Raw genomic sequence first — 17501 nt, forward strand, 5'->3', positions numbered from 1 at the left:
CCCCATTCGGGGAATGTACAGAGGATGGGGCTGGACTTCTCACCCTGGCAGGAAAATGATGCTGAGGCAGTTCAGGCGAACGCATGGAAAAAGGAATTACAAAGATGCAGTTGATGAAATACGCTCCGCTGGCGTTGCTGGTGGCCGGTCTGATGAACGCCACCGGCCTGGCCGCCAGTGAGTGGAATACGGTGGCGGCGCGGGCCACCGCCGCCGATGGCTATGAGGTGCGGGCCAGCCAATATCGCATTGCCACTGTGCCGGCCGATCACTTCGCCGGTTTGCAGGGAGGGGAGCCCCGACTGACCCTGCCGCTGCCGGATGGCAAGGAGGTCACCTTCAACCTGCAGGCCTATGATCTGCTGCCATCGGATCTCGCCGCCATGTATCCCGGCATTCTGGCATTCAAGGGGTATGACGAGTCCAATCCGATGGAGACGGGGCGCTTCGATCTCGGTCCCCAGGGGTTCCACGCCATGTTCAGCCACCAGGGCCGCATGGTGTTCGTGGACCCGCTCAGAAACGGTGAAGGCTACGCCATCTATTACCAGCAGGATGCCCACAGCCGGCTGGAGGAAGAGGCGGACAGGGTCATCGGCTCCCAGGCCAAGGCGCTGGCCCGTCAGGTTCTGGTGGATGGCAACGAGCGCAAGCGCTACGTCATCGCCATCTCGGCGGCGGGGGAGTACACCCAGTATCACGGCGGCACCGTAGAGGCGGGTCTCGGCGCCATCGCCACCCTGCTCAACCGGGTCAACGAGGTGTATCAGCGTGACGTCGCCGCCGAGTTCCAGCTCGCCAGCGGCAACGACACCATTATCTATACGGATACTGCTGCCGACCCCTTCCAGAACGATGACAACGACATCGATATCAACGTCCTCGTGCAGCAGCAGGCACAGAGCCAGGCAGGCACCAAGCTTGGCCCCTTCGACATAGGTCACGTGGTCAACACCGGGGGCGGCGGCCTGGCGGGGCTGGGGGTGCTCTGCACCGCGGAGAAATCGGCGGGCATGACGGGCTCCCCGGATCCGGTGGGGGATGCCTTCTTCATCGACTACGTGGCCCACGAGATCGGCCACCAGTTCGGCGCCGACCACACCTTCAACGGCACCACAGGCAGCTGTGGCGGCGGCAACCGGGAGGCCAGCCAGGCCTGGGAGCCCGGCAGCGGCAGCTCCATCATGGCCTACGCGGGGATCTGCGGGGAGGAGAACCTGCAGGCCAACAGCCTGCCCTACTTCCACAGCAAGTCCATCGAGCAGATGCGAGCCCACATGGCCACGGTCGCGAGCTGCGGCACTCCCCAGCGCCTGACCAACAACGCGCCCCAGGTCGCCGCCGGCAACGACTATGTGATCCCGGCCAACACCCCCTTCGTGCTCAAGGGCGCCGGGGCGGATCTGGATCAGGATCCCCTGAGTTACACCTGGGAGCAGATCGATCTCGGCACCGAGTCCTTCAGCGTCGCCAGCATGGTGGACGACGGCAGTCGCCCGCTGTTTCGCTTCGTGGCGCCGACCGCGTTGCCGGAGCGCACCCTGCCAAGCCTGCCCTCCCTGCTCACCAACACCCTGGCGAAGGGGGAGGCCTGGCCTGCCACCAACCGGGCTCTCAACTTCCGTCTCACGGCGCGGGATGGCAAGGGCGGTGTCGCCAGTGACGACATGAAGATCCAGGTGGTCAACACCGGCAAGGCCTTTGCCCTGACCAGCCCGCTGGTGACCCCGCTGGGAGCCGGCGCCAGCCAGACCATCAGCTGGGACGTGGCCGGCACCAACGCGGCCCCCATCAACTGCAGCAAGGTGGAGCTCTCCCTGACCCGGGACGAGGGGGTGAGCTGGACCCTGCTCGCCAGCGGCCAGCCTAACTCCGGCTCGGCCAGCGTCACCATACCCGCAGGCAACGACGGCACCGCCAGGCTGAAGGTGGCCTGCAGTGACAACCTCTTCTTCGCCATCAGCCCGCTCAAGCTGTCGGTGACCCAGCGTGGGGAAGAGGGCGGCGGTGGTGGCGGTGGCGCCCTCGGCTTCTGGACCCTGGCCCTGGCGCTGCTGGGCTGGCAACGGAGGCGGGCATGAGGCTGGCCGGCGTGCTGCTGCTCGCCCTGCTCGGCGGCTGTCAGGCCGATGCCGACACCCTGGATCAGGCGGTCAGTGCCAGCCTGGCCAGGCAGGACTACCGGCTGATAGTGCGGGCCGGTCGTGGCGAGGTGGCACCCGGCATCGCGGCGGATCAGCAGGCGGCGGCCAAGGCCCGCTGCGGCGTGCGTTACCTGGAGGGGCTCGGCGATGTCATCAAGCCGGATCAGAAGGAGGCCCACGCCAGGCTGAGCGCCTATGCGGCGGAATATAACCGGCAAATGCTGGCCCATTGCCCGCCGGTTGACGGCAAACCATAGGCAGGCGGCAAGCTGCCGGCAGAAAAAGGGAGGCACAGGCCTCCCTTTGTGGTTCTGGTGCCGGCATTTGGCCGCCCCCAGGCTTGTACCCATGACGTGCTCGTCGCACAATGCCCCCATCCACAGCCGCACGGGCGGCAAAGAAAGAGAGAAGGAAAATCAAGATGATGGATGTGGCTGATCTGCGTCGTGAATACACCAGGGGCGGACTGCACCGGGCCGATCTGCCGGCCGAGCCTCTCGCCCTGTTCGAGAAGTGGCTGGCCCAGGCGTGCGAGGCCAGGCTGACCGACCCCACCGCCATGGTGGTGGGCACAGTGGATGCCGACGGCCAGCCCTGGCAGCGCACCGTGCTGCTCAAGCACTACGATGCCGAAGGCATGGTGTTCTACACCAACATGGGCAGCCGCAAGGCACACCAGCTGGAGGGCAACCCCCGTATCAGCCTGCTCTTCCCCTGGCACCCCCTGGACCGCCAGGTGCACGTGACCGGCCGGGTGGAGAAGATGAGCACCTTCGAGGTGATGAAGTACTTCCACAGTCGTCCCAAGGATAGCCAGATAGCCGCCTGGGTCTCCAAGCAGTCGACCCGCATCTCGGCCCGCGGTGTGCTGGAGGCCAAGTTCCTGGAGCTCAAGCAGAAGTTTGCCAATGGGGAGGTGCCGCTGCCGAGCTTCTGGGGCGGTTTCCGGGTGCGGATCGAGACGGTGGAGTTCTGGCAGGGCGGGGAGCATCGCCTGCACGATCGCTTCTACTACACCCGCGAGGGGGATGGCTGGCACATAGAGCGACTGGCCCCCTGATGAACATAGCCAGGCTCAAGAACTTCACCGAGATAGTGAAGAACAACTTCAACATCTCGGCGACGGCAGAGAAGCTCTACACCTCCCAGCCGACCCTCAGCAAGCAGATGAAGATGCTGGAAGACGAGCTGGGGCTGGCGCTCTTCACCCGCAAGGGCAAGAACCTGGTGGGCCTGACCCCCATGGGGGAGCAGGTGATGGAGCTGGCCAAGGGGGTGGTGGCCCAGGTGGAGCAGATTGGCCAGCTCTCCCTTGGGGATCAGCTGGCCACCAGCGGGGTGCTGCGCATCGCCACCACCCAGACCATGGCCCGCTACAAGCTGCCGTCGGTCATTACGGAATTCTCTCGCCGCTACCCAGAGGTGAGCATACAGCTGCATCAGGGGGCGCCGGCCCAGCTGGCGCAGATGGTGCAAAACGGGGATGTGGAGATGGCCATCGCCACCGAGTCCATGCACCTGTTCGACGAGCTGGCGACCGTGCCCTGTTACCGCTGGGGACGCGGCGTTGTGGTGCCCCACGGCCATCCGCTGCTCGACTGCCAGCCGCTCGCCATGGCGGATCTGGCCCGTTATCCCCTCATCACCTATGTGTTCGGCTTCACCGGTCGCTCCAAGATGGACAAGGCGTTCGGTCGTCATGGCCTCAGCCCCCGCATAGTGCTGACCGCCACCGACAGCGACATCATCAAGCACTATGTGCGCCTCGGCATGGGGGTTGGGGTGATCGCCATCTCGGCGTTCGACGAGGGGGACAGGGAGAGCCTGGTCTGCCTCAACATCGATCACCTGATTGCCTCGAGCGTGGCCCATGTCTGCCTGCGCAGGCACGCCCACCTGAGGGACTACATGTACGACTTCATCCACCTCTATGCCCCCCACGTGAGCCGGGAGACGGTGCAGCTGGCGCTGCTCAACCAGGGGACGCCAGCCCCGTCGACGACCCTGCCCTGGTTGTAGCGCCGGATCCGTGCTGCGGCCCTGAATGGCAGAGACAACTAGCCGGGGCCGCGATGCAGCGCGAAATGGTAGAGGTAAAAAAAGAGAGGCCATTGGCCTCTCTTCTGTTTATCGGTATGCGGGATTAATCGCCTCTGGTCGCCAGATTGACAAAGATCTGGGCACCGATCAGCAGGCAGTCATCATCCAGGTAGTAGGGATTGGCGTGCAGGTAGTTGCAGATCCCCTTGGCCTGGCAGCCGCTGCCGAGGAAGAACATGGCCCCCTTGCGATCCGGGGTGGCGTTGATCATGTAGCTGAAGTCCTCGCTGCCTGTCATGGGCTGGCCCTGTGCATTGATACCCTCGGCGGGCAGCACCTCGGCGGCGGCTTGCAGCAGGCGCTCGCAGGCCTCGGCGTGGTTCTCCACCGCCGGGTAGCCGGCATGGACCATGGTGGTCTTGAAGCCGCGCAGCTCGCTCTGGGCGATGATGTCCCTGAAGCTGTTTTTCAGGATCTGGTCGGTCTCGGCGTCCATGGCGCGTATGGTGCCACGGGCCTGCACATGATCGGCGACGGCGTTGGGAATGGTGCCACCGTTGATCATGCCGCAGCCAAAGACCGCCGGGCTGAACGGACTGGTGCGCTTGGCGACTATGTAGTCCATGTCCTCTATGATCCGCACCGCCTCGCGGATGGCATCCAGCCCCTTGTGGGGGGTGGAGCCGTGGGCGGAGATGCCGTGTACATCCAGGGTCCAGGCCGAGCCCCAGGAGGACATGACCCCCTGGTTGAACTTGATGGTGCCCGTCTCCATGGCGCCGTCGTTGTGCAGGGCATAGACCTCGTCCACCCCCTTCATGCAGCCGAGCTCCACCATCTTCTCGGCCCCCGGCACCCGCATATCCTCTTCCGCCATCTGGAAGATAAAGCGGACGTTGTACTGCAGGCGATCGCGGTTGGCGGCCAGAAACTTGGCTGCGGTCAGGGCGATCGCCATATGGGAGTCGTGGCCACAGTTGTGGGCCATCCCCTCATGGGTGGACTTGAACGCCACCTCGCTCATGTCGTGCATCTCCAGGCCATCCATGTCGGCGCGAAACGCTATGGTGGGCAGCGCAGGGTCTATGTGCAGATCCCCGTGAAAACCGGTGAAACCCGGGTACAGGGTAATCTGGTAGCCGAACTCTTCCATCAATCCCCGGCAGTAGGCGGAGGTCTTGAACTCGGCCCCGGAGTACTCCGGGATGCGGTGCAGGTGGTGGCGCACCTCGTGGCTGAAGTCGCGCAGGGCAAGCAGGTCAGGTTCGATATGGTAGTGGTTCATCAGATGATCCCTTGAATGGAGAAACCGAGCTGGGCAACCAGGGAGGCGCCGAAGAAGCAGCAGGTGGAGACGATCATGAAGATGAGGATCACCTTCCACGACATCTTCTTGAGCTCCTCGAGCAGACCGCCCACCGAGAGACCGGCGAAGGCCAGCAGCGGTACGCAGCAGGAGAGGAAGGAGATCCTGGCCACGGCGTCGATGAAGAGGCCGCGCACCGGGGTCTCGGGCAGGCAGATGAGGATGCCGATGATGGTGGCATAGGCAAAGGCCGGCAAGGACGAGGGCAGATAGCGCTTGGCCACCAGGGAGGCGAACACCACCAGGGACATGGCGACGAAGCTGTCACCCATCAGCCAGAGCGGGGTGCCCGTGGTCAGGGTCTGGGTGAACATGGCCAGCAGGATCGCCAGGAAGACGAAGCGCATATCCATCACGATGCTTTTCATGCTTTCTCTCCTTTGGTAGAGATGGCGAAGATCTTCTCGGCAAGCGGCAGCCCCAGATAGGTGAGGGAGAGCGCTCCCAGGGCCGACGAGAGCAGGTTCGAGGCGGCGGCTATGCTCAGCACCTGCTGGGCCAGCGCCTCGTCGAGGCCGTTGATCAGGGCGCCGGAGGCGGCGCTCAGCATGGAGCCAGAGCCCACGCCGGAGCCGGCGGCCAGGGCCAGCGGATGCAGACCGGTAAGCGGGGCGATACTGCCGAGCACGCTGAACCAGAGGGTGCCGATGACGGAGCCGCACAGGTAGATGGCGAGCACCCCTATGTACTCCTGGGAGCCGGTGCCGAATCTGCCCTGGATCACCGCGACCGAGGGTTCACGGCTGATGGAGGAGCAGGCCCCGATGGCGCGGCGGCCGAAGCCGAACTTCACCGCCAGCGGAATGGCGATCAGGATGGGCAGCAGGTTGCCTATCTCCTGCAGGAAGAGCGGCACGCCGACGCTCAGGATCATCTTGAGGTTGGGGATGATCATGCCCGCATACTGGGTGCCCAGGATCAGCAGGCTGAAGCCCACCATCTTGCCGCAGAAGCCCTCTTCCTTCTCGCCAAAGAGGCGCTTCCAGCCGGGGATGCGATCCTTGACGGGCTTGGCGGAGACCATCATGCCGATGATGACGGCAAAGAGCATGGGCAGTATGGGGATGATGGCGATGCCTATCCTGATCTCCTGTTTCCCGATGAGGTACTGGGCCACGAAGATCAGCAGGGCGGTCGCCAGGGTACTGACTAACACCGTTTTGAGTGGGCTGGTTTGCTGCATAGTGTGTTCTCTTGTTATGCGTTGTCATTCACGAGCGGCGCCGGCCGCAGCGAGATGGGGGCATGATAGGAAGGGCAGGGGGGCATTAATGTGACCGCCATCAAGCTGGCCATATGGCATTTTTTCATGGGGTATGCCGTTTAACCATGCTAAATATATGGGTTAACAAACCATTAGCAGCCGGTTATGCTGCGCCGTTCGGCGGTCGCAGGGGGAAGCATGGAACTGTTGATAGAAGAGGCGCTCTGGCAGCCCTGCTGGCAGGGGGCGCTGCAGGGGGGGCAGGGGCAGGGCAACCGTTGGCAGTTGCTGCGCGGCAGGGGCGGCGAGCAAGGGGCAGTGACCCCTGCGCCCTGGGCCCGCTGCCCGCCCGACGGCATCCTCTCGGCCAGCGGCTTGCTCGCCGCCTGGCTGGGGGAGGATGAGTCGCCCCTCATGACGGCGGACCCGAGCCGCCAGATCCTGATCTCTGCCTCCAGCGTCCTCCTGACCCTGGCCAAGGAGAGCGGCCTGCTCACCCTGGGGCCCAATGGGGCGGACATGCGCCTTGGCGCCGATGGGGATCTGGCCGCCGCACTGCAACGCCTGCTGGCCCGGCGCCTGATGACCCCCGTGTTGCGCGAGTCTGGCGATCAGGGGACAGCGACCCTGGTACTGCGGCCGCTGCAAGCCACCGACGAGCCGGCCATACTGCGCTACTGCTCGGATGAGGCGCTTGCCCGCTACACCCTCAACATCCCCCACCCCTATCCACCGGAGGCGGCCCGTGACTGGCTCGCCATGAGCGGGCGCAAGGCCGCCCTCGGGCTGGGGCGGACCTGGGCCCTGACATTGCCCCCAGGTGATGAGCCGGCCCCTCTGCTCGGGGTCATCTCCCTGCACTGGCACGGCGAGCTGGCCTGGTGGGTGGGTGTCCCTTGGCAAAACCGCGGGCTGGCCACCCGGGCGGGACGGCTGGTCAGGGCCTTTGCCTTCGAGCAGCTGCGCCTGCCCGCCCTGACCGCCCGCCACATGCCGGGCAACCTGGCCTCCGGCCGGGTGATGGCCAAGCTCGGCATGCGCCATTGCGGTCGGCGGCCCGGGTCGGCACGCCAACCCGCTGAACTGGATCATTGGCGGCTGGATCGCCCGCCGCACCTGCCGGACGACCTCAAGGGGGCGCTGGCCCCCTGGCTCGAAGACGATCGGGTGGCGGTGGCCATTCTCCATGAGGACGAGATCGGGGGGCAGGAGGTGGCGCTCTTCATGGAAGGAACCGAGGCGAGCGGCGAGCGGCGCCTCCCCGCAGGGCTGACGGTCAGGTGCCATCCGTTCGCCTGGCTGGCGCCTGAGGCCCCCGGAGTGCAGGCCCATGGTGGCGGCGTCCTGCTCAAGGACAGGGGCGAGCTTGGCCTCGGGTATCTGCTGCGGTTGCTGGGGGAGCCTGGTGCTTGATGCTGGCGAAGCCGGTGGGAAGAAGGTGCATTGCGAGGCTTTGTGCACGAATGGCCATTCGTTTTCCTGAGTCAGCCCTCCCATTTTCGGATAAAGGCATTCAAGTCAGGGACCACTTCTGTGAAATAATGGCCGCCCTGCTGTACGAGGAGTAACCCTGTATGTTGAGAACCGAGCGTCCCGGCGACATGCTGCCAGTCTACGAGCTGGTGAGCGCCGCCTTTGGTCGTCCCGACGAGGCCGAACTGGTCAATCGCCTGCGCGAGTGTGGGGCCGCCGTGGTCACCATGGTCGAGGAGGAAGAGTACGAGTTCATGGGGCACCTGATGCTGAGCCCGATCACCATTGATGGCCAGGAAGGTCCCTGGCTCGGGCTGGCGCCGGTGGCCGTCCATCCGGACTGGCAGGGGCAGGGCATCGGCTCGGATCTGGTGCGGGAAGGGCTGGATACGGCGCTGGAGATGGACTGGAAGGCGGTGGTGGTGCTCGGCGATCCGGCTTACTATGGCCGCTTCGGCTTCAGACCCGCCAGCGACTTCGGCCTGCACTGCATCTACGAGGTGCCCGCCGACTGCTTCATGGCGATGGAGCTGCAGCCCGGGGGGCTGGCTGGCCTGCGGGGCGAGGTGCTCTACCACCCCCTGTTCGACGAAGAGCCGGTGGAATAACCACCTGAATGCCATAGAAAAAGGACCCGTGCAGGGTCCTTTTTCATTTCAATCCCCCCTCACTGGGCCAGGGATTTCAACTGCTGCTTGCCCGGCGGGTTGTTCCAGTCGATGGGACCGTGGGTGAAGCGATACTGCAGCCTTGGCAGACTGAGCTCCAGCCACTCCTCCCTGAAGTAGGCATAGCCCAGGTCCCAATCCGGGTCATTGGCCCAGCCGGTTTGCAGGAAATGGAGCCGGGTGCCCTGACCTTCGGGCACGAAGCGCAGGCTGACCTGGGTCTTCTGCTGACGGATATGGGGAAACTGGGGCGGGAAATTCCAGCTGAAGCTGAGCAAGTCATGGGGCATGACCGCCATCACCCGGCACCCTTCACTGCCGCGCTCCCCCAGCGGGGCTTCTGGCCTGAAATAGATTTCGAAAGGACCGTTGGGTTCCGGCACCATCAGACACTCCGGCGCCAGGAAGCTGCGCAGACCGCTCTCCGTGGTCCAGGCCCGCCAGACATCGTCGATATGGGCGGGTACCAGAATACTGCCTTCTATTTGCTTGTTATCCATAAATCAGTGAACCTCAAACCAGTCATGGACGGGACCCAGGCAGTATAGCCCCTAAGGCGATAAAATAGGCAGCCCTGCGTCACAGCATCACGTATTCAAGGGGGTCCATATTGCTGATTTGACAGCGCGGCGGGATCCATCGAGAGTGGGAGGCAGTGAGCAGGCAAATCAAGGATGTCTTCATGATCAGAATGATGCGAGATGCAGATGAACCCATGCTGGCGCAACTGTTCCTCAAGGGGAGGCGGCAGGCCTTTCATTGGGTCGAGCCCTCCCTGTTTAGGCTGGAGGATTTTGCCGAGCAGACCCGGGGTGAGCAGATCTGGGTGGCGGAGAAGGGCGGTACCCCCTGCGGATTTATCTCCATCTGGGGCCCTGACAGTTTCGTGCATCACCTCTATGTGGTGGCCGACTGGCATGGGCAGGGAATGGGGCGGGCCTTGCTGGCCGCCGGGCTGGCTGGACACAAGCCCCCGGCATCCCTCAAGGTGGCCACCCGCAACACCACAGCGCTGGCGTTCTATCACCGGCTGGGTTGGGAAAATACCGATGAAACGGGGCACTGTGACATCACGGGGCCCTGGCGCAGACTGGTCCTGACATCCGGCGACTAGTCTCCCTCGCGAGGACGCCCTCTGCCACGGCAGAGGGCGGCATCAGCCCTCCACAGCCCCCGACCAGGCTGCCAGCGCCGGCTCAGACATGAACGCAATCCATAAAAAAAGGCCACTTCCTGCGAAGTGGCCTTTTCCAAACGTGCTGGGGGAGGTTGAACTGGATGGTTAATTTATTGATTTAAAATAAAAATCGCCAATTCAGAAAATTTTAATATGCCTAACCGTATGCCTAACATCAGAACTTCTGCAATAACATAGTGTTATCTGGGCTGGAATGGTCATATGTGGTTAATTGGCCGTGGAGGAAATTTTAACTCTCACCTTTCTCAAAAGGTAACTGACTCTTGCGAAAGTTGGCGCTCTCTGTTGTATCAGCTCCTCGTTTGGAAAAAAATTCCCCGTCCAAAATTTACCTGTCCAGCGAGCTTTGAATAGACTGTTCAACCTTCGGTGGCTTTTACCTCGCCACCGGCAGGTCCTCCCAGCGTGTGGTGTAACAGGGACTCAGGTGCTCTTGTCGCATCATCCACTCAGGCGACCCCGTGCCTTGGCTGGCAAAGCCTACCCCTCCCAACCCCTTGGCTTTGATCTGATCCATCACGGCCATCAGCGCGTCCGATTGAGCGGAGGACGGGGCAAACAGGTCAGCCTGTTGCTGCCCCTTGGGGGTGAACTCACTCAGCATGACGCCACCCTTCTGATAGCGGTAACCGTCGCGCCAAATCTGCGGTAGCAGCACGTTCACTTGCTGCAGCAGCAACCGGGTGTCATCGCTAGGGCAGACCAGCCGGATGCCCGCCTGCTCACTGTAGTAAGGGGCTCGTTCATCAAAGGGGCTGGTCCGCACGAACAGGTGCACCCGCTGGCAGCACATCCCCTCGGCCCGCAGCTTCTCGGCTGCGCGAGCCATAAAGCCTGACAACGCTTGAGCCATTTCCCCACGGTCAGTCACGCGCTCCCCAAAGGAACGGCTCGAGAGGATCTGCTGCTTCGCCGCCGGTTCAACGGTCAGCTCCGCGCAAGGCAGGCCACGCAGCTCCTGTACGATCCGCTCGACCACCACGCCGTATTGGGCGCGTAACCCTTTGGCATCGCTAGCCACCAAGTCAGCCACAGTGTTGATGCCTTGTGCCACCAACTTGGCTCCCAAGCGCCGCCCTATGCCCCACACCTCATCCACCGGGGTGATGGCCATCAGCCGGGCACGGCGTAGCTCGTCACGCAAATCCACGACGCCGCCCGTGGCAAGCCACTTCTTGGCTGCATAGTTGGCCAGCTTGGCGAGGGTCTTGGTGGGGCCGATCCCAACCCCTACCGTTAGGCCGGTCCACTGCCACACTCGCTGCCGGATCTGTTGTCCATAGGCTGTCAGGTCCCCGGCAAACGACTCCGACAGTGACAGGAATGCTTCATCGATGGAGTAGACCTCCAGCTCGGGGGCCATGGTCTCCAATGTGCTCATCACCCTGCCAGACATGTCTCCATAGAGCGCGTAGTTGGAGCTGAATGCCACACCGCCATGCGCCTCGAACTGCTCGCGGATCTTGAAGTAGGGCCCGGCCATCTTGATACCCATCGCCTTGGCTTCGGGGCTGCGCGACACCACGCATCCATCGTTGTTGGAGAGCACAACGATCGGGCGGCCACGCAGCTCAGGGCGAAACAGCCGCTCACAGCTGGCGTAGAAGTTGTTTACATCAACGAGCGCTATAGCCATCACGCTGCCTCAGATTGCCGATCACATGGGTGACCACTCCGAACAGCTCCAGGGAGAGGCTCATGCAAGGGTCGATAGGCGCGAACGCCGGATTGGCTGGCAGCAGCCGCAACCTCGGCTTGAGCTGCAAGGTCTTTACCGTGAAGCCGCCGTCAAGCAGTGCAATTACCACATCACCATGGCGCGGGGTCAGGCTCTTATCGACTACCAGCAAGTCACCGGGAAAGATGCCGACCCCGGTCATGCTCTCCCCCTCGGCACGCAGATAGAAGGTTGCTGCAGGGTGCGACACGCAGTGGGTGTTAAGGTCCAACTTCCCTTCCAGATAGTCGCTGGCTGGGCTGGGAAAGCCGCAAGAGGCGCGGTGTAAGAACAGCGGGATGGTCACCTCGGCGGGTGATGGGTCTGGGGTTAACAGCTTCATGGCAAAACACCTGTATTTATATACAGCCATTATAGCGCACCACCTTTGAACCAGCGCAAGTCCCGCATGCCACTGATGACGTACCATGGCGCCAACAAATAACAAAGAGGTCAGTATGAGTCACAATCTGTGTGCCCTACCGAAAGAGCAGCAAGAACGGGTCGAGGTCGAGAAGGCCGCCGCATATGCGGTATGGAAGGAGCGCAACGGTTACTTGGCCAGCGCAGAAAGCGAAGCAAGCCAGCATAAGGGTGAGCTGGGCAGCTACTTTCTTGAGCAAGTGGGTAAATACCAACGAGGTTAATTCTCTCAAGCTGGACTGATCGCGCCTCAGTGGACGATCTTGCCATCACGCATCCGCCTGAAAACACGACATGTTAAAAACCTCAGTATCGAGGCTGAGCGGCTGGCCCGGTATAGTCAATAGAGTTCACGTCAGAGGAGAGATGCAATGAGTCACCAACCCGGCTTTTGGTTAGCGACACGCCAGTGGTCGCTGGCCGCACTGCTGCTGAGCCTAACGCCGCAAGTCGTGTTTGCAGCCGACTGCACCTATCGAAAAGATGCATTGGGCCATACCCGCTATCAATGTGACGATGGCAAGCAGGGCACCTTACGTGAGGATGCGCTTGGCAACATCAAAGACTCGGGAACCGGAACGACCTGGCGTAAGGACGCGCTCGGCAATCTTAAGGGGAGCGATGGCACTACCTATCGGCAAGACGCGCTGGGCAATATTCGCGGCAGCAATGCCAAAACCGGTGAACGGGTGACATGGCGTGAAGATGCACTTGGTCAGTTGCGTGCATCTGATGGCACCGTCTGTCGAACCAACGCGCTGGGACAACTCAAATGCCGTGGCGAGAGCACACCGCCGGCCTTGCTGGAAGGCAAATGATGGCTTTTGCAGCAAACGATCTGCCTATCCGTCACTGATGTGATATCCACCATGGTTGCCACGGGGTCAAGTGGGTAAACTCGTTGGCAATCTCTGGCGTGCTCACCCGTATGGGTGCAAACAATCGCCTCTTTTCGTTTTCCATGCGCCCTTGGCGCAAACTGACTCTTATTGGAACCCTTTCCATGGCTATCAAGAAAAACGAACTCTACTCCTCCCTGTGGGCCAGTTGCGATGAACTGCGCGGTGGCATGGACGCCTCCCAGTACAAGGACTATGTGCTCACCCTGCTGTTTGTGAAGTACGTTTCCGACAAGGCCAAGGGTAACCCCTACGCCATGATTGAGGTGCCGCACGGGGCGAGTTTTAGTGACATGGTGGCGCTCAAGGGGACCGCGAATATCGGCGAGGCGATCAACCTCACCATCTCGGCGCTGGCCGAAGCTAATGATCTCAAGGGCGTCATCGACATCGCCGACTTCAACGATGAGGACAAGCTCGGCAAGGGCAAGGAGATGATCGACCGCCTGACCAAGCTGATTGGCATCTTCGAGGGGCTGGATCTCTCCGCCAACCGCACCGAGGGCGATGATCTGCTAGGCGATGCCTACGAATACCTGATGCGCCACTTTGCCACTGAATCGGGCAAGTCCAAGGGGCAGTTCTATACCCCGGCCGAGGTGTCGCGCATTCTGGCCAAGGTGATCGGCATCAGTCGCCAGACGCCGCAAGATGCCACCGTCTACGACCCCACCTGCGGCTCCGGCTCCTTGCTGCTCAAGGCCAGTGACGAGGCGGGACCCAAGGGGCTCACCATCTACGGTCAGGAGATGGATAACGCCACCAGCGCCTTGGCGCGCATGAACATGATCCTGCACGACAATCCGACCGCCAAGATCTGGAAGGGCAATACCCTGGCCGCGCCCCAGTGGAAGGAGGGCAACAACCAGCTCAAGTGCTTCGACTTTGCCGTCGCCAACCCGCCCTTTTCCAACAAGAACTGGACCAGCGGCCTGGATGCTGAGCACGATGAGTTTGGCCGCTTTGTCTGGGGGGTACCGCCGGAGAAAAACGGCGATTACGCCTTCTTGCTGCACATCATCAAGAGCCTCAACAGCCGTGGCAAGGGGGCGGTGATCTTGCCCCACGGCGTGCTGTTCCGTGGCAATGCCGAGGCGCGCATCCGCGAGAATCTGCTCAAACAGGGCTTTATCAAGGGCATCATCGGCCTGCCTGCCAACCTCTTCTACGGCACCGGCATTCCGGCCTGCATCATCGTCATCGACAAAGAGACGGCGCACCAGCGCGCCATCCAGGCCAACGGCTATACCAGCCAGCGCCTGTTTATGATCGATGCCAGTAAAGGCTTTATCAAAGATGGCAACAAGAACCGGCTGCGCGAGCAGGACATCCACAAGATTGTCGATACCTTTACCCGCGAGCAGGTAATTCCCCGTTACAGCCGCGCCGTGCCGCTCTCCGAGATCGCCGCCAACGACTACAACCTGAATATTCCGCGCTATATCGATGCCAGCGAGGCCGAAGATCTGCACGATCTGGCCGCCCACCTTAAAGGCGGCATTCCCAATCGGGATATCGACGCCCTGGGCGCTTACTGGCAGGTGTTTCCGACCCTGCGGGCCGATTTGTTTGCCCCGGCCCATGCGGGTTATAGCCATGGTCTGGTGGAGGCCGCCAAGGTCAAGGGCACCATACTGGCGCACCCCGAATTTGTACGTTTTGCATCTGCTTCACTCGAACCCTTCTCGCGCTGGTTTACCGAGTGCCATCTGCCGGAGATTGAGCCGGGCGAATCGCCCAAGGCATTGATCGAGGAGATCAGCGAATCGCTGCTCGCCGCCTATGCGCCGTTGCCGCTGATCGATAACTACGATATCTACCAGCTGCTGATGGACTACTGGCATGCCGTGATGCAGGACGATGTCTATGTGCTCTCCCAGGATGGCTGGGCGGCGGGCAAGGTGCTGCGCGAGCTTAAAGTCGATAGGGGCGAGAAGCTCAAAGAGACGCCGGATCTGGTGCTAGGCAAGAGTAAATACAAGGCCGAGCTGCTGCCACCGGCGCTGCTGGTGGCACGCTTCTTTGCCGACGAGCAGGCTGCAATCGACGCCTTGCAGGCCGCCGCGGATGAGGCAAGCCAAGCCTTGGAAAGCAATCTGGAAGAGCAGGGCGGCGAGGAGGGGCTGCTGAGTGACGCGGCCAACGACGCGGGCAAGATCAACCCCGCCAGCCTGAAGGCGCGGCTCAAGCAAGCCAGCGATGCCGAGGAAAAGGCGGCGCTGAAAACCGCCATCAAGCTGTTCGAAGCCGAAAGCAGTGCTAAAAAGGCGGTAAAAAAAGCGCAAGAGGCGCTGGATCGGGCGGTGGTTGCCCGTTACCCCAAGCTTCTGGAGAGTGAGATCAAGCAACTGCTGGTGGAGGATAAGTGGCGCGCCAGTTTGCAGGCCGCCATTGAGGCGGAGATTGAGCGCATCACCCAGCAGCTGGCCAACCGCGTCAAAGAGTTGGAGGAGCGCTACAGCGCCACCTTGCCGCAACTGACCCAGCAGGTCGCAGCTCTGGAGGCCAAGGTCGCCGCTCATCTGAAGAGCATAGGGCTGGAGTGGGCATAATGGCAGAACAGATGATGCAAGAGGCAGCAGGCAAGGCGATCCCGGCAGGCTATCAGCAGACCGAAGTGGGGGTTATTCCGGAGGCTTGGAATATTAAGGAGTTACAGCATCTGTGCCGAGTGCCAATCACCTATGGGATCGTGCAATGTGGACCACATATCGTGAACGGTATTCCATATGTGCGTGTTTCAGATATGACGGACAGAGAGCTTAATGTGGATGGAATGCTTAGAACGAGTGTGGAAATTGCAGCAGCATTCGCAAGATCTAGAGTAGATGAAGGAGATATTATTTATGCTCTTCGTGGGAAATTAGGTCACGTAAGGAATGTCCCGCCTTCTGTCGCAGGAGCTAATTTAACGCAGGGTACGGCAAGAATATCCCCGTTGCCAAATGTGTCAAATAAATATATTTACTGGGCGTTGCAAAGTCCTAATGCATTAGAGCAGGCAGCTCAAGAGGCGAAAGGAAGTACGTTTTTTGAAATAACATTGGCTAATCTAAAAAAAATTAAAATTCCAGTTCCAAATGATTCAGGCGAACAAACCGCCATTGCCAATGTGCTGTCGGATAGCGATGCGCTGATCGATGCGTTGGAGCAGCTGATCGCCAAGAAGCAGGCCATCAAGAGCGGCACCATGCAGCAACTGCTGACCGGCCGCACCCGCCTGCCTGCCTTCGCCCTACGCCCCGATGGTACGCCTAAAGGCTATAAACCCAGCGAACTGGGAGATATTCCGGATGATTGGGAAGAGATTTCAATTGGTCAGGATGCTGTACTAAAAGCTCGTATTGGTTGGCAGGCTCTGACAACGAAAGAGTATCAAGTCTCAGGTGATATTTATCTGGTGACTGGTATCGATTTTGATGCTGGGGCTGTGATGTGGGATAAATGCTGCTATGTGAGTGAATGGCGTTATAAACAAGATACTAATATCCAGCTCAGAGAAAATGATGTCTTGATCACTAAAGATGGAACTGTTGGTAAAGTTGGATATGTATCAGCACTAGAGAAGCCCGCTACACTCAATAGTGGGGTTTTTGTTATTCGCCCCAAAAACAATAGTTTTGTACCGCGCTACCTGTTTTATGTTCTCACATCTCGACTCTTTAACGATTTCATGAATCAAATAACGGCTGGTTCAACCATAACCCACCTTTATCAAAAGGATTTTGTAAATTTCGAGTTCTCTGCTCCGAATATAGAAGAACAAACCGCCATTGCCACTATTTTATCCGATATGGATAACGAGCTGCAGGCATTGACCCAGAAGCTGGAGAAGGCCCGCGCCCTCAAACAAGGCATGATGCAGCAACTGCTGACCGGCAAAATCCGCCTGCCGCTGGCGGCGGGGGCATAAGTGCCTCTCCCTTTTCAGGGGGGCGTTCCTCCCCCTTTGCAAGGGGGAGATTAAGAGGGGGCTATCAAAAAAATCAATAAAATCAAATAGATATAAAATAATTGGCAAAATCAATAAGATATAACTTATTGATTTTATTGGTATTATATATTCTCGTCTGGCGCTTTAGCCGCAAGGCATAACCCTATCTTCCCCTTGTACCTGTCTGCTCCGGGAAGAGGCGACTCAGGGGAGGGCTCGGCGGTCTGTGTGCCACAGGGCAACACCGGATCATGGTATATCAGCGTCAGCATGGCTCAGCCCCCCGGAGCAATCGCACCGCGCCGGATGTCTCGGGCCCAGCCAGTGCGGAGTTTGCTTGATGGTTGCTTGACTGATGCGGTTGTTTTGTGCGGCTGTTTTTATTATGTTGTTGAAATATCGATATAAATCCAGCTTTAGTTGTTTGATTGACTG

The 17501-nt window shown here is 60.6% G+C and carries 17 protein-coding genes; 11 read left to right on the forward strand and 6 right to left on the reverse strand.

Annotation, left to right across the window (positions count from 1 at the left end; translation table 11 throughout):
- Positions 1-104 precede the first annotated feature (104 nt).
- From HB860_RS04295 to HB860_RS04310, 4 genes are all read left to right on the forward strand, one after another.
- The gene (locus tag HB860_RS04295; RefSeq protein WP_247625827.1) at positions 105-2081 is read left to right on the forward strand and encodes a reprolysin-like metallopeptidase; all 1977 of its coding nucleotides are present in this window, start codon (positions 105-107) and stop codon (positions 2079-2081) included.
- On the forward strand, positions 2078-2401 hold the full coding sequence (locus HB860_RS04300) for a hypothetical protein (protein WP_139435256.1): 324 nt from the start codon (positions 2078-2080) through the stop codon (positions 2399-2401). The genes HB860_RS04295 and HB860_RS04300 overlap by 4 nt, the downstream gene beginning before the upstream one ends.
- A gap of 164 nt (positions 2402-2565) precedes the next feature.
- On the forward strand, positions 2566-3204 hold the full coding sequence (gene pdxH, locus HB860_RS04305; protein ID WP_139435254.1) for a pyridoxamine 5'-phosphate oxidase: 639 nt from the start codon (positions 2566-2568) through the stop codon (positions 3202-3204).
- On the forward strand, positions 3204-4163 hold the full coding sequence (locus HB860_RS04310) for a LysR substrate-binding domain-containing protein (RefSeq protein WP_247625828.1): 960 nt from the start codon (positions 3204-3206) through the stop codon (positions 4161-4163). The genes pdxH and HB860_RS04310 overlap by 1 nt, the downstream gene beginning before the upstream one ends.
- A gap of 124 nt (positions 4164-4287) precedes the next feature.
- On the opposite strand, the gene HB860_RS04315 is transcribed toward HB860_RS04310, so the two are convergent.
- Genes HB860_RS04315 through HB860_RS04325 form a run of 3 tightly spaced genes read right to left on the reverse strand, consistent with a single transcriptional unit; the run spans position 4288 to position 6733 of the window.
- Positions 4288-5469 carry a M20 metallopeptidase family protein gene (locus tag HB860_RS04315; RefSeq protein ID WP_247625829.1) on the reverse strand — a complete coding sequence of 394 codons (1182 nt, stop codon included), beginning with the start codon at positions 5467-5469 and terminating at the stop codon, positions 4288-4290.
- Positions 5469-5918 (reverse strand): hypothetical protein, encoded by a 450-nt coding sequence (locus HB860_RS04320; RefSeq protein ID WP_247625830.1) that lies wholly within the window; start codon positions 5916-5918, stop codon positions 5469-5471. Before HB860_RS04320 ends, HB860_RS04315 begins: the two co-directional genes overlap by 1 nt.
- The gene (locus HB860_RS04325) at positions 5915-6733 is read right to left on the reverse strand and encodes a DUF3100 domain-containing protein (protein ID WP_139435246.1); all 819 of its coding nucleotides are present in this window, start codon (positions 6731-6733) and stop codon (positions 5915-5917) included. Before HB860_RS04325 ends, HB860_RS04320 begins: the two co-directional genes overlap by 4 nt.
- A gap of 219 nt (positions 6734-6952) precedes the next feature.
- Between HB860_RS04325 and HB860_RS04330 the strand changes: the two genes are divergently transcribed.
- Both HB860_RS04330 and HB860_RS04335 read left to right on the forward strand, forming a co-directional pair.
- Positions 6953-8167: a GNAT family N-acetyltransferase gene (locus tag HB860_RS04330; protein ID WP_247625831.1), complete on the forward strand. Its 1215-nt coding sequence runs from the start codon at positions 6953-6955 to the stop codon at positions 8165-8167.
- A gap of 161 nt (positions 8168-8328) precedes the next feature.
- Complete coding sequence (locus HB860_RS04335; RefSeq protein WP_139435242.1) at positions 8329-8835, forward strand: GNAT family N-acetyltransferase; 507 nt, start codon at positions 8329-8331, stop codon at positions 8833-8835.
- Positions 8836-8894: 59 nt separating this feature from the next.
- On the opposite strand, the gene HB860_RS04340 is transcribed toward HB860_RS04335, so the two are convergent.
- A complete protein-coding gene (locus HB860_RS04340) occupies positions 8895-9395 on the reverse strand; it encodes an SRPBCC family protein (RefSeq protein WP_139435240.1) in 501 nt (166 codons plus the stop codon).
- 182 nt (positions 9396-9577) lie between these two features.
- Between HB860_RS04340 and HB860_RS04345 the strand changes: the two genes are divergently transcribed.
- On the forward strand, positions 9578-10009 hold the full coding sequence (locus HB860_RS04345; RefSeq protein ID WP_247625832.1) for a GNAT family N-acetyltransferase: 432 nt from the start codon (positions 9578-9580) through the stop codon (positions 10007-10009).
- Between the two features lie 460 nt (positions 10010-10469).
- Here the strand turns inward: HB860_RS04345 and umuC are convergent, their stop codons facing one another.
- Positions 10470-11729 (reverse strand): translesion error-prone DNA polymerase V subunit UmuC, encoded by a 1260-nt coding sequence (gene umuC / locus HB860_RS04350; RefSeq protein WP_247625833.1) that lies wholly within the window; start codon positions 11727-11729, stop codon positions 10470-10472.
- Entirely contained in the window at positions 11710-12153 is a 444-nt protein-coding gene (gene umuD, locus HB860_RS04355) for a translesion error-prone DNA polymerase V autoproteolytic subunit (RefSeq protein WP_024941056.1), read from the reverse strand. The genes umuC and umuD overlap by 20 nt, the downstream gene beginning before the upstream one ends.
- Positions 12154-12268: 115 nt before the next feature.
- Here umuD and HB860_RS04360 point away from each other — a divergent pair, with 115 nt between their 5' ends.
- From HB860_RS04360 to HB860_RS04375, 4 genes are all read left to right on the forward strand, one after another.
- Positions 12269-12457: a DUF3283 family protein gene (locus tag HB860_RS04360; protein WP_247625834.1), complete on the forward strand. Its 189-nt coding sequence runs from the start codon at positions 12269-12271 to the stop codon at positions 12455-12457.
- Positions 12458-12604: 147 nt separating this feature from the next.
- On the forward strand, positions 12605-13051 hold the full coding sequence (locus HB860_RS04365) for a hypothetical protein (RefSeq protein WP_021138009.1): 447 nt from the start codon (positions 12605-12607) through the stop codon (positions 13049-13051).
- Positions 13052-13236: 185 nt separating this feature from the next.
- The gene (locus HB860_RS04370) at positions 13237-15684 is read left to right on the forward strand and encodes a type I restriction-modification system subunit M (protein WP_049636666.1); all 2448 of its coding nucleotides are present in this window, start codon (positions 13237-13239) and stop codon (positions 15682-15684) included.
- The gene (locus HB860_RS04375; protein ID WP_049636667.1) at positions 15684-17045 is read left to right on the forward strand and encodes a restriction endonuclease subunit S; all 1362 of its coding nucleotides are present in this window, start codon (positions 15684-15686) and stop codon (positions 17043-17045) included. Before HB860_RS04370 ends, HB860_RS04375 begins: the two co-directional genes overlap by 1 nt.
- Positions 17046-17501 lie beyond the last annotated feature (456 nt).

The sequence above is a fragment of the Aeromonas genomosp. paramedia genome (assembly GCF_023093515.1).
GTDB lineage: Bacteria > Pseudomonadota > Gammaproteobacteria > Enterobacterales > Aeromonadaceae > Aeromonas.

Bases quoted from the DNA above. Each gene is read 5' to 3' on its own strand.
- HB860_RS04320 (WP_247625830.1), bottom strand. From the start codon at position 5,918: ATGAAAAGCATCGTGATGGATATGCGCTTCGTCTTCCTGGCGATCCTG.
- HB860_RS04300 (WP_139435256.1), top strand. From the start codon at position 2,078: ATGAGGCTGGCCGGCGTGCTGCTGCTCGCCCTGCTCGGCGGCTGTCAG.
- HB860_RS04345 (WP_247625832.1), top strand. From the start codon at position 9,578: ATGATCAGAATGATGCGAGATGCAGATGAACCCATGCTGGCGCAACTG.
- HB860_RS04375 (WP_049636667.1), top strand. From the start codon at position 15,684: ATGGCAGAACAGATGATGCAAGAGGCAGCAGGCAAGGCGATCCCGGCA.
- umuC (WP_247625833.1), bottom strand. From the start codon at position 11,729: ATGGCTATAGCGCTCGTTGATGTAAACAACTTCTACGCCAGCTGTGAG.
- HB860_RS04365 (WP_021138009.1), top strand. From the start codon at position 12,605: ATGAGTCACCAACCCGGCTTTTGGTTAGCGACACGCCAGTGGTCGCTG.
- HB860_RS04360 (WP_247625834.1), top strand. From the start codon at position 12,269: ATGAGTCACAATCTGTGTGCCCTACCGAAAGAGCAGCAAGAACGGGTC.
- HB860_RS04330 (WP_247625831.1), top strand. From the start codon at position 6,953: ATGGAACTGTTGATAGAAGAGGCGCTCTGGCAGCCCTGCTGGCAGGGG.
- HB860_RS04340 (WP_139435240.1), bottom strand. From the start codon at position 9,395: ATGGATAACAAGCAAATAGAAGGCAGTATTCTGGTACCCGCCCATATC.
- HB860_RS04295 (WP_247625827.1), top strand. From the start codon at position 105: ATGCAGTTGATGAAATACGCTCCGCTGGCGTTGCTGGTGGCCGGTCTG.
- pdxH (WP_139435254.1), top strand. From the start codon at position 2,566: ATGATGGATGTGGCTGATCTGCGTCGTGAATACACCAGGGGCGGACTG.
- HB860_RS04315 (WP_247625829.1), bottom strand. From the start codon at position 5,469: ATGAACCACTACCATATCGAACCTGACCTGCTTGCCCTGCGCGACTTC.
- HB860_RS04335 (WP_139435242.1), top strand. From the start codon at position 8,329: ATGTTGAGAACCGAGCGTCCCGGCGACATGCTGCCAGTCTACGAGCTG.
- HB860_RS04370 (WP_049636666.1), top strand. From the start codon at position 13,237: ATGGCTATCAAGAAAAACGAACTCTACTCCTCCCTGTGGGCCAGTTGC.
- HB860_RS04325 (WP_139435246.1), bottom strand. From the start codon at position 6,733: ATGCAGCAAACCAGCCCACTCAAAACGGTGTTAGTCAGTACCCTGGCG.
- HB860_RS04310 (WP_247625828.1), top strand. From the start codon at position 3,204: ATGAACATAGCCAGGCTCAAGAACTTCACCGAGATAGTGAAGAACAAC.
- umuD (WP_024941056.1), bottom strand. From the start codon at position 12,153: ATGAAGCTGTTAACCCCAGACCCATCACCCGCCGAGGTGACCATCCCG.